The 10,758-nt window shown below is 33.1% G+C and carries 9 protein-coding genes and 1 pseudogene; 8 read left to right on the top strand and 2 right to left on the bottom strand.

Annotated features, from left to right (window positions below):
- The 7 genes and pseudogenes from D0T84_RS19640 to D0T84_RS19610 all read left to right on the top strand — a co-directional run.
- Positions 1-111 (top strand): annotated as a pseudogene (locus D0T84_RS19640) (DDE transposase); the annotation flags it as partial.
- Positions 112-562: 451 nt separating this feature from the next.
- On the top strand, positions 563-1,330 hold the full coding sequence (locus tag D0T84_RS19635; RefSeq protein WP_163309549.1) for a transcriptional regulator: 768 nt from the start codon (positions 563-565) through the stop codon (positions 1,328-1,330).
- Positions 1,323-2,276 carry a nucleotidyl transferase AbiEii/AbiGii toxin family protein gene (locus tag D0T84_RS19630; RefSeq protein WP_221413151.1) on the top strand — a complete coding sequence of 318 codons (954 nt, stop codon included), beginning with the start codon at positions 1,323-1,325 and terminating at the stop codon, positions 2,274-2,276. The genes D0T84_RS19635 and D0T84_RS19630 overlap by 8 nt, the downstream gene beginning before the upstream one ends.
- A gap of 427 nt (positions 2,277-2,703) precedes the next feature.
- The gene (locus D0T84_RS19625; RefSeq protein ID WP_163309552.1) at positions 2,704-5,523 is read left to right on the top strand and encodes a type I restriction endonuclease subunit R; all 2,820 of its coding nucleotides are present in this window, start codon (positions 2,704-2,706) and stop codon (positions 5,521-5,523) included.
- 6 nt (positions 5,524-5,529) lie between these two features.
- A complete protein-coding gene (locus D0T84_RS19620) occupies positions 5,530-6,447 on the top strand; it encodes a DUF5655 domain-containing protein (protein ID WP_163309547.1) in 918 nt (305 codons plus the stop codon).
- A complete protein-coding gene (locus D0T84_RS19615; RefSeq protein ID WP_163309546.1) occupies positions 6,444-7,988 on the top strand; it encodes a type I restriction-modification system subunit M in 1,545 nt (514 codons plus the stop codon). The genes D0T84_RS19620 and D0T84_RS19615 overlap by 4 nt, the downstream gene beginning before the upstream one ends.
- Positions 7,989-8,041: 53 nt before the next feature.
- A complete protein-coding gene (locus D0T84_RS19610; protein WP_163309545.1) occupies positions 8,042-9,289 on the top strand; it encodes a restriction endonuclease subunit S in 1,248 nt (415 codons plus the stop codon).
- Here D0T84_RS19610 and D0T84_RS19605 read toward each other — a convergent pair.
- Positions 9,282-9,737 (bottom strand): restriction endonuclease subunit S, encoded by a 456-nt coding sequence (locus D0T84_RS19605; protein ID WP_370525533.1) that lies wholly within the window; start codon positions 9,735-9,737, stop codon positions 9,282-9,284. The two genes, D0T84_RS19610 and D0T84_RS19605, sit on opposite strands and share 8 nt — an antisense overlap.
- Before the next feature lie 7 nt (positions 9,738-9,744).
- Here D0T84_RS19605 and D0T84_RS19600 point away from each other — a divergent pair, with 7 nt between their 5' ends.
- On the top strand, positions 9,745-10,455 hold the full coding sequence (locus tag D0T84_RS19600) for a restriction endonuclease subunit S (RefSeq protein ID WP_163309544.1): 711 nt from the start codon (positions 9,745-9,747) through the stop codon (positions 10,453-10,455).
- Here the strand turns inward: D0T84_RS19600 and D0T84_RS23360 are convergent.
- Positions 10,448-10,624 (bottom strand): restriction endonuclease subunit S, encoded by a 177-nt coding sequence (locus D0T84_RS23360; protein WP_370525532.1) that lies wholly within the window; start codon positions 10,622-10,624, stop codon positions 10,448-10,450. The genes D0T84_RS19600 and D0T84_RS23360 overlap by 8 nt on opposite strands.
- Between the last annotated feature and the right edge of the window lie 134 nt (positions 10,625-10,758).

Genomic DNA, 10,758 nt, shown 5'->3' with positions numbered 1-10,758 from the left:
AATGCTTCGGCCGAATCATTCAACGCTAAAATAAAGGCTCTCAGAGGACAATTCAGAGGAGTAGCAGATATTAAGTTCTTTATGTACAGGCTGGCGGTGCTATATTCATGATATATGACAAGGGAAATCAACCAAGAAAATCCGCTGAGCCACGGTTTGCACACAACCCCACTGTCTTTTTATGTCTTTTCTCGTCCTATTGTGTCCACTATGTAAAAAGAAAAATCCTATTAATCTATTGATTAACAGGACTCTTGTCTCTTAATTGAAGTTTCTGTCTTTTGTTGACTTCCACCAATTTTATGTCTTGGTGGGCGTTGACGGATTTCAAATATTCCATCTAACCCGTATACTGTCAGTCATTTAACTATCGGAAAATGTATTCTACTCACTCGTTACTCACTCTGTTTTTAGAGTGGTTTTTTAGAGAACTTTTCCTCTTTAAGTGATAGGACAAAGGTAGAAATAAATTTATAGAAATCCTAATTCTTGTTTTGTTTTTCGCTCAATAATACATATTTTTATGTATCTTTGTGCGAGAAATAAAATCCAAGAAGAGAATATGAGTAAATATATCGAAGAATTCCATAAACTCAAAATCTTCCATAAAAAAGATATCGTTGCATTGACTGGTGACGAAAATGCAGCAAAAGAACTTTTACGAAGGTATAAACAGCAAGGGTTAATATCACAAGTAAGGCGAGATCTCTACGTTGCAACGGATTTGGCTACAAAAACCAGTTCCGCTTCAAAATACGAAATAGCCAGTCAAATAAATTCTTCCTCTTATCTATCCTATCATGCTGCATTGGAATATCATGGTCTGGCTCATCAGGTATTTTATGAAATGCAGGTTTCATCTAAAAAAAGATTCAACAACTTTGAGTACGATGGAATTAGTTATATTTATTCGGAATCAAAATCGGATGCCGGAGTTGTTATTCCTCCTGCCGATACACTAATCAGAGTAACCGATTTGGAACGTACTGTTTTAGATTGTATTAATCAAATAGACCGAAGTGGAGGACTGGAAGAAATGATAGAATGTTTTGCCCTTATCACTTATATTAATGAGAAGAAACTACAAGACTATTTGCAACAATTCAATAAACAGGTTCTTTATCAAAAGACAGGATTTGTTCTTGGCTACTTTCAAAAGGAAATGAAGTTAAGTGATGCTTTCTTTGATTTTTGTAAATCCAAGATTGGGAAAAGTATCCGTTATTTGACAGGTCAACAGGAATCCAATGTGTATTTTAGTGAATGGAAGCTTTACGCTCCTAAAAATATTCTTTCATTTTTAGAACAAGGAGGAAACATCAATGTATAATTATAGCAAAACTGATTTGGAGAGAATCGCTTCCGGTACAGATTTTATCCGGGATAATCTGGAAAAAGTGTTCCGGCTTTGCAACATTTTAAAACACTTAAATGAAAATCCGTTATTTGCAGAACATTTGGCATTAAAAGGAGGAACTGCAATTAACCTGACAGTTTTTAATCTTCCACGCTTATCGGTTGATATCGACTTGGATTTTACCAAAGAGTGTTTACGGGAGGAAATGATGACAATCCGGGAGAATATCAATCAGGATTTTCTGAACTATATGTTTACGCAGGGATATGCGTTAAGTCCTAATACGAAAAGTCCACACTCTCTTGATTCATGGGTGTTCTATTTCCAGAACGCAGGAGGGAATAAAGATAACCTGAAAGTAGAGATAAACTATTCTTTACGAAATCATATCTTGCCAATAGTTGAAAAGAAAGTGAATATAGACTTTCTACAATTTGACTCTGAAGTAAAAACCCTTTCTACCCTTGAACTATTTGGGAGTAAAATCAAAGCTCTTATTGAGCGAACAGCTCCCCGGGACTTGTATGATATTCACAACATGTTGAAATATAATATCATCCATCCTGATGACATGAACAAACTCCGAAAAATTATATTATTCTATCTTGCTGTAGGAGGAAGTGATAAACCTTCAAACAGTTATAGTTTTGAAAGTATTGATAACTTGAAATTTGCACAAATTAGAAGTTCTTTACTTCCTGTCCTCAAGAAAAGCGAACGATTTGACTTTGAATCAGCGAAAGTAGAAGTGAAAGAGTTTCTTATGAAACTAATGGTATTTACTGAAGATGAAAAGTCCTTTATCGAAAACTTCAACAATAATATCTATCGACCGGAATTATTATTTGAAGATATCGAAATTGTAAAACGGATCAAAGATCATCCAATGGCAATTTGGAAGATGAGGAATAACAAATAACAAGATTTACATGTCCGAATTATATGTGATTTTTCGGACAAACCACAAGAGACTTTGAACACCCTTCGTTCTAATCCGAAAATATTTCCATTTTCTTGGAATGTAATCCAAATTTATTGTTAAAAATTCGTGCTTATTTCCTTTTTGGAGCATGTTTCCCGACTAGCAATCCAATACTCTGTGGCTTTCTTCGCAAACGAACTAGCTTTATGAAAGCTATCGGAGATAGATGAGAAAATAGACAGGCATGTAAAGGATTAAAAAATACCAGCTTCGGTACAAGAACAAAGCGGAAGCTTACCTTGCTTTACTTATTCCTGCTATAATAGTTGTAAAAGAGGGGTTTAGCTTACATATTAGTCCTCAATGCAATAGATTTAAGATTAAAATGGTATCTTTGGTGATTAGAAATAGAATAGCTCTTCAAATGGTAACGCAAAGTGAACAAATATTAGAAAACGGTTTGATAAAGACCTTGCAAGACAATGGATATGAGTATATTCAGATCAAAGAAGAAGAAAACTTATATGCCAATTTTAAATCTCAACTCGAAAAACATAATAAAAAACAATTAATATTACATAATAGAGAACGGTTTACTGAAAAAGAGTTTGAAAAGATACTTATTTACTTAGAGGGTGGAACCCGTTTTGAAAAAGCCAAAAAACTTCGTGACTTATACCCTCTTGAGTTGGAAAATGGAGAACGTATCTGGGTTGAGTTTCTTAACAAGAGCAAATGGTGTCAAAATGAATTTCAGGTTTCCAATCAAATCACGATTGAAGGACGAAAGACTTGCCGATACGATGTTACAATTCTTATTAATGGTCTACCTCTTGTACAGATAGAACTCAAGAAAAGAGGTGTTGAGTTGAGAAAAGCATATGACCAAATACAACGTTACCACAAAACCTCTTTCAGCGGGCTGTTCGATTATATACAACTATTTGTAATTTCCAATGGGGTTAATACTCGTTATTTTGCTAACAATCCGAATAGTGGTTTTAAATTTACATTTAACTGGACTGATGCAGAAAATAGACCCTTCAATGATTTAAGTATGTTTGCTAACTTCTTCTTGGAAAGATGTAATCTTGGAAAGATGATAAGCAAATACATTGTTCTACATGAAGGGGATAAATGCCTGATGATACTCCGTCCTTATCAATTCTATGCAGTAGAAAGGATTCTTGATAAAGTTCAGAATTCTAATAACAATGGATATATTTGGCACACAACAGGAGCGGGCAAAACATTAACTTCTTTCAAAGCAGCCCAATTAGCATCTGAAATCGATGGCATAGATAAAGTCCTTTTTGTTGTAGATCGTAGAGATTTAGATACTCAAACTCAAGCAGAGTATGAAGCTTTTGAACCAGGAGCAGTAGATAGCACTGATAATACACTTGAATTAATTAAACGTTTGAGTGGAAGCTCTAAAATTATTATTACTACTATCCAAAAACTAAATACAGCCATAACCAGAGATTATTACAACAGGTATTTACAAGAGGCTATCAATCAGAAAGTTGTGATGATTTTTGATGAATGCCATCGTAGTCATTTCGGTGATAGCCATCGAAATATCGTTCGTTTCTTTAAGAATCTGCAGATATTCGGATTCACCGGTACACCCATCTTTGTCGAAAATGCCAAACAGGAGATAACAACTAAAGAGGTTTTTGGAGAATGTTTACATAAATATTTAATAAAAGACGCAATCGCTGATGAAAATGTTTTAGGCTTTCTCGTTGAGTATTATAAAGGAAATGACAAACAGGTTATTGATTACGCAAATGAAGTACGGATGAAAGAAATAGCTAAATTCATTCTTGCTAATTTTAATAAATCAACATTTGATGGTGAATATAATGCTCTATTTGCAACACAGTCAATCTCAATGTTATTACAATACTACAAAATATTTAAAGAATTAAATCCCAAAATCAAGATAGGAGCAATATTTACTTATGCGGCAAATGGTAATCAGGATGATGAACAGACCGGAATGAATCAAGGATTTGCATCCGAAACTGTAGAAGCTGACGAGTTACAGCGTATTATGAATGATTACAATCAAATGTTTGGGACAGCTTATTCGACTGAAAACTTTAGGGCTTATTCTGATGATATTAATTTGCGGATGAAAAAGAAGAAAGCTGATATGCCGCCTTTAGATTTGTTGTTAGTGGTTAATATGTTTCTTACTGGTTTTGATGCAAAAAAATTAAACACGCTTTATATTGATAAAAATTTAGAATATCATGGACTTCTCCAAGCATTTAGTCGCACAAATCGTATACTTAATGAAAAGAAACGTTTTGGGAAAATAGTCTGTTTTCGTGATTTAAAAAACAATGTAGATACAGCTATAAAACTTTTTAGCAATGATAATCCTATCGAAGATATCATCAGACCACCTTTTGAACAAGTTAAGAAGGAATTCAATGAATTACTTCTAGATTTCAAAGAGAAATATCCTAATATAAACTCGATTGATGGACTGAAAAGTGAATATGACAAGCGGGATTTCGTATTAGCTTTTCGAGAAATTATAAAGAAAAGAGCAGAAATACAGCTTTATGAAGAATTCGACAAAGACAATACGGAGCTTGTTATGCAGGAGCAAGAATTCGAAGACTTTCGAAGTAAATATTTGGATATTGCCGTTGGAAATATAAATATCACCGATACAAATATTGCAGCAGAGCCAGAGATTCCTTACGGAGATGATAGAACACTTGACGATATAGATTTTTGTTTGGAATTACTTCACAGCGATATAATCAATGTGGCTTACATTTTGGAACTTATTGCGGACTTGAATCCTTCCGCTGATGATTATCAGGAAAAACGTCAACAAATCATTGATACAATGATAAAAGATGCGGTAATGCGGAATAAAGCAAAACTGATCGATGGTTTTATCCGTCAAAATATAGATGACAATAAAAATGGATTCGAAAAGTCTAAGGCTGATGGTTCTATCGATCTTGAAAGTAGACTAAACGAATACATGAATAAAGCAAGGGAAGAAGCCGTAGAGTATCTTTCTGATGAAGAGGATATAGATAAGGAAGCATTAATTCAATTCTTACAGGAATATGATTACCTACAGCGAGAAAAACCTGAAATCATTCAAGAAGCAATCAAAAAGAAAAAAGTAAAATTAAAAGAACGTAAAACGATTCAATCTCGTATATTAAGAAAGTTACGAGAAATTATTAATTTGTTTAATTGGGAATAAGCATATATGAGTATATTCAGATTAGTAGGGCAATTTGATATTGTTAAAGAGCTCCCTTTCAGATTTGAAAAGGATATCCAAACATTAGTCGAAAAAAATGTGGATATATTATTGCATTTGGAGTTCATTCGTTCAGAATTTTCTCTGAATAATTTTAGGATTGACACTTTAGCTTTTGATATAGAAACGAAATCATTTGTTATTATAGAGTATAAGCGAGACAAGAATTTTAGTGTTATAGATCAAGGATATGCATATTTGTCTCTAATGCTTAACAATAAAGCTGATTTTATTCTTGAATTTAATGAATCTAGACAAACGACATTAAAGCGTTCAGATGTGGATTGGTCTCAATCAAGGGTGATTTTTATTTCTCCTCAGTTCACAAATTACCAAAGAGAAGCTATCAACTTTAAAGATTTGCCTATTGAATTATGGGAGATAAAAAGATTTGAGAATGAGACTATTTCCTTTGAACAAATTCAAAAGTTTTCTGCAAAAGAAAGTATTAAGACTATTTCTCGAAGTGATAAAACAGTAGAAGAAGTAAATAAAGAAATAAAAGTATATACAGAACAAGATCATTTACAAAAAGTTGATTTCGAAACCAGAGAATTGTATGAAAATGTAAAAGAACGACTAATGTCATTGGCTGATAATATCACAATGCAACCCAAAAAACAAACAATTGATTTTCGAATTGACAACAATATTTTTTGTGATATTATTTTACAAAACAAGAAATTGAAAATATATGTAAATCTTAAAAGTGGTGATTTGCAGGATCAAAAAAAAATAGCTCGAGATGTATCAAATGTAGGTCATTGGGGAAATGGCTCCTATGAAATTAAACTCACTGATTTAGATGATATTGATTACATCATTAGTTTATTGAAACAATCTTTAAGAAAAAACAGAAAATGAGTGAAGAATTACAACAGAAACTGCGTGCTCAACTATGGGCAGTCGCAAATACATTGAGAGGGAATATGTCGGCAAGTGACTTTATGTATTTTTCATTAGGTTTTATTTTTTATAAATATCTTTCGGAAAAAATAGAGTTATATGTAAATGACGAATTAAAAGAAGATGGTTGTACTTTTCAAGAAGCTTGGGCTGGCAATGATGCCGAGCTAAAAAATGATATAAAAGAAATTTGCATCGAAAATCTAGGTTATTTTATACAGCCGGAATATCTTTTTTCTACAATTATAGGAATGGTTGAGAAAAAAGAGAATATTCTTCCTGCTCTCGAACGATCCTTGAAACGCATAGAGGATAGTACTACCGGACAAGAAAGCGAGGATGATTTCGGAGGTCTTTTTTCCGATATAGACTTGGCTTCTCCCAAACTGGGAAGGACTGCTGACGACAAAAATAAATTGGTCAGTGATGTGCTTATTGCATTGAATGGAATAGATTTTGGTCTTGAAGAAGCGGAAGAAATTGATATTCTTGGTGATGCTTACGAATATATGATTTCTCAATTCGCGGCCGGAGCTGGAAAAAAGGCGGGAGAATTCTATACGCCTCAGGAGGTTAGCCAGATATTAGCTGAAATTGTAACTACTGGAAAAACACGATTGAAAGATGTATATGATCCAACTTGTGGCAGTGGTTCTCTTCTGCTCCGCACAGCTAAAAGTGGAAAAGCAGATGTGATATACGGGCAAGAAAAGAATCCGACAACTTTCAATCTTTGTCGCATGAATATGCTTTTACATGGAGTAAAATACAACGATTTTGACATTCAAAATGGAGACACATTAGAAGCTGATGATTTCGGAGAAAAACAATTTGATGCAGTTGTGGCAAATCCTCCTTTTTCTGCCACGTGGAGTGCTGCAAGCAAGTTTAATAACGACGATCGTTTTAGTTCTGCCGGAGTACTTGCTCCAAAATCGAAAGCTGATTATGCTTTTATTCTGCACATGATTTATCATTTGAATGAAAGTGGAACTATGGCTTGTGTAGCTCCACATGGGGTATTATTCAGAGGCAGTTCGGAAGGAAAGATTCGTCAATTTCTGATTGAAAAGAAAAACTTTATTGATGCCATAATTGGTCTACCGGCAAATATCTTCTATGGAACAAGTATTCCCACTTGTATCTTGGTTATTAAGAAATGCCGTAAAGAAGATGACAATATTCTTTTTATTGATGCCAGCAAAGACTTTGAGAAAATAAAAACTCAAAACAAACTTCGCCTGGAACATATCAATAAAATTATCGAAACTTACCGTAATCGTACAGAGATAGAGAAATACAGCCATTGTGCAACTTTGCAAGAAATTCGAGACAACGATTTCAATCTGAACATTCCTCGTTATGTAGATACTTTCGAGGAGGAAGAAGAAATTGATATTCACGCAGTAATGGCTGAAATCAAGGAACTTGAAGCCAAGAGAGCTGAGTTAGATAAAGAAATCGAAGTGTATTTGAAAGAATTGGGACTCGTCCTTTAATTTTTTCTATCTGAAATCCTTAATGTTTATAGCTAAGAAAATAAATGAGTGCAATGAAGCAAGATAGAAAAGAAAAAGGCAATGTTCCAAATTTGAGATTTCCAGAGTTTACAGGAGAGTGGGAGACCGTGACATTAGGAGAATGTTCAGAATCCTTAGATTACGGAATGAATACTTCGGCAACCGAATATGATGGGCATAATAAATATATTCGGATTACAGATATTGATGAAGCATCATCAAAATACCTGTCAGATAATCCAGTTTCTCCTGATGGAGAATTACTCGATAAGTATTTAGTAGAAGATAATGACATTTTATTTGCTCGAACAGGAGCAAGCACTGGTAAGACTTATATATATGATAAGATAGATGGAAAGCTTTACTTTGCAGGCTTTCTAATTAGAGCAAAAATAAAACAAGAATACAATGCACTTTTTATTTTCTCTCAAACTCAATCAACTACCTATGATAAATGGGTAAAACTTATGTCAATGAGATCCGGACAGCCGGGTATAAATTCACAAGAATACGCAAGCTATAAAATTTGTTTACCATCAAGACAAGAACAAGACAAAATAGCACTCTTTCTTTCATTGATAAATCAACGTATTGAAACCCAAAACAAAATAATTGAGAAACTAGAATCCTTAATTAAAGGGCTTGATAATCTTTTATTTTGTAATAGAAAAAGTAAACCCGCTTTGCGATTCCCGGAATATTTAGAAAGTTGGAGAAAAAGCACACTAAAAGAATTTACATCGCGAGTAACTCGCAAGAATAAAGATAATGAAACTCAACGAGCATTAACAATTGCTGCTCAATATGGTTTAGTAGATCAGATTTCTTTTTTCAACAAACAGGTTGCAAGCAACGATATGTCGAACTATTACCTTTTATATAATGGTGAATTTGCATATAATAAAAGTTATTCAAAGGATTATCCTTGGGGAGCTGTGAAGCGACTTGACTCACATGAAAAGGGGGCATTATCAACTTTATATATTTGTTTTAAACCACTGGATAATGTCAACTCTGATTATTTAGTACATTATTTTGAATCCAATAAATGGTATCCAGCTATTTCTGAAATAGCTGGAGAAGGTGCGCGGAACCATGGTCTTTTGAATATCTCTATTGATGCTTATTTCAACACAATGCATTATATCCCTTCATATGAAGAACAAGAGAAGATCGCTTCTTTCTTAAATCTATTATGCCTAAAATTAGAAGATGAGAAAACTACTCTTCATCTTTTCGAGAAACAAAAGCTATATTTTCTGCGACAGATGTTTATATGAAAGAATTTTTCAAAATATATTTCTTCTGCACTTGATATGTAGAAAGAGCCTTGTCCTCGGTTTCTAATTTACGATTAATTGTGTTAAGGATAGAACAAATTTTTTCTTGTTCACACATACTAGGCAAATAAATTTGTATGTTCTCGATAGTTTCTTTTGATAAGCTTGGTACTCCTGATGCTTCGTTATACTGTAGCCAATTTATTGAACAAAAGAGATAATAACAGAAACGAGGTAATAGTCCTTGAAAATTATATGTGTAAAACAAAGTATCAACTGTCCAAAATTTTCCATTTAGAAAAATAGGTCTATCAATCGTACCTTTTCTCCCTATACAAACACTTTCTCCATCATATAGATAGCCATTCACAGATAACATATATCCACCTGTTCCATAAACAGGAGTATCCCCCTTTCTCAGGTGTTTGTAATCTTTACCACTCCCAATTTTGAGAATGTCTCCAATCTTAAACCTTTTCCAGGTTGCTGTCTCTTTAAAGAGAATTTGTCTAATCCCTTTAATTAAGGATTATGCATCTCCTTTGACTGCACTTGTGGATGTACTGTATAACTTCCATAATAGAAAGTCTTTATTACGGTTCCCTGAATTTTCAGATTGTTGGCAACAATATACATATGGAGATTTATTTCATGTAAGTACTGCAAGAAATATAGATCAATCTATAAATCTTATTTTATCTGCAAGTCAAACACGAGGGATGATTGAACGTGATAAAATAGATATTGATATAAAATTTGAACAAACTTCGACTCGAACATACAAAATTGTTCAGTCTGGTAATTATATTATTCATTTGCGATCATTTCAAGGAGGCTTTGCTTTTTCCGAAAAAGAAGGCATCTGTAGTCCAGCGTATACGGTTTTAAAACCAACTCATTTATTGAAATATGCCTTTATGAAAGATTATTTTATATCCAGTCGATTTATAAAAACACTAAAATTAGTCACATATGGTATTAGAGATGGACGATCGATAAATGTTGAGGAATTTTTAAAATTACCTATAGCAATTCCGTCTTTGGAAGAGCAATCAAAAATCGATGAGACACTGATTGCCCTTGAAGATAAAATTTTCAATGAATATAAGCTATATATTTCATTTATAAAACAAAAACAGTGCTTACTTAAAAATATGTTTATATAAACAAATATCTTAAAAGATAATATTTTTGTTGCAAATATTTTTGCTGCAAGTTAGTCTCAATATCAATCCGTCTATCTATTTCTGAAAGAAAATTTCCAATTTTCTTCTGTTCATTTAAATTTGGAATAGAGATTTTAATACGGGCAAAATTGGGATAAAAAAGATACACTCTAACCCCTCCTTCACCATATACATCATAATAGAAATTTAACGTGAGTTCGAAATAAGATAATTACTTAAACATTAGCATAATAGCGATTTTTTGATTAACTTTAAGTATCTAACATTCAAAGTTTAATTAAA

Origin of the sequence: Dysgonomonas sp. 521 (genome assembly GCF_010501055.1) — a bacterium.
Lineage (GTDB): Bacteria > Bacteroidota > Bacteroidia > Bacteroidales > Dysgonomonadaceae > Dysgonomonas.
The sequence above is the reverse complement of the archived record's forward strand: the minus strand, read 5'-3'. Positions and strand labels throughout refer to the sequence as shown.

What these genes read in the sequence shown, in the direction of transcription:
- D0T84_RS19635 (WP_163309549.1), top strand. Translation starts at nt 563, where the DNA reads ATGAGTAAATATATCGAAGAATTCCATAAACTCAAAATCTTCCATAAA.
- D0T84_RS19630 (WP_221413151.1), top strand. Translation starts at nt 1,323, where the DNA reads ATGTATAATTATAGCAAAACTGATTTGGAGAGAATCGCTTCCGGTACA.
- D0T84_RS19625 (WP_163309552.1), top strand. Translation starts at nt 2,704, where the DNA reads ATGGTAACGCAAAGTGAACAAATATTAGAAAACGGTTTGATAAAGACC.
- D0T84_RS19620 (WP_163309547.1), top strand. Translation starts at nt 5,530, where the DNA reads ATGAGTATATTCAGATTAGTAGGGCAATTTGATATTGTTAAAGAGCTC.
- D0T84_RS19615 (WP_163309546.1), top strand. Translation starts at nt 6,444, where the DNA reads ATGAGTGAAGAATTACAACAGAAACTGCGTGCTCAACTATGGGCAGTC.
- D0T84_RS19610 (WP_163309545.1), top strand. Translation starts at nt 8,042, where the DNA reads ATGAAGCAAGATAGAAAAGAAAAAGGCAATGTTCCAAATTTGAGATTT.
- D0T84_RS19600 (WP_163309544.1), top strand. Translation starts at nt 9,745, where the DNA reads ATGTCTCCAATCTTAAACCTTTTCCAGGTTGCTGTCTCTTTAAAGAGA.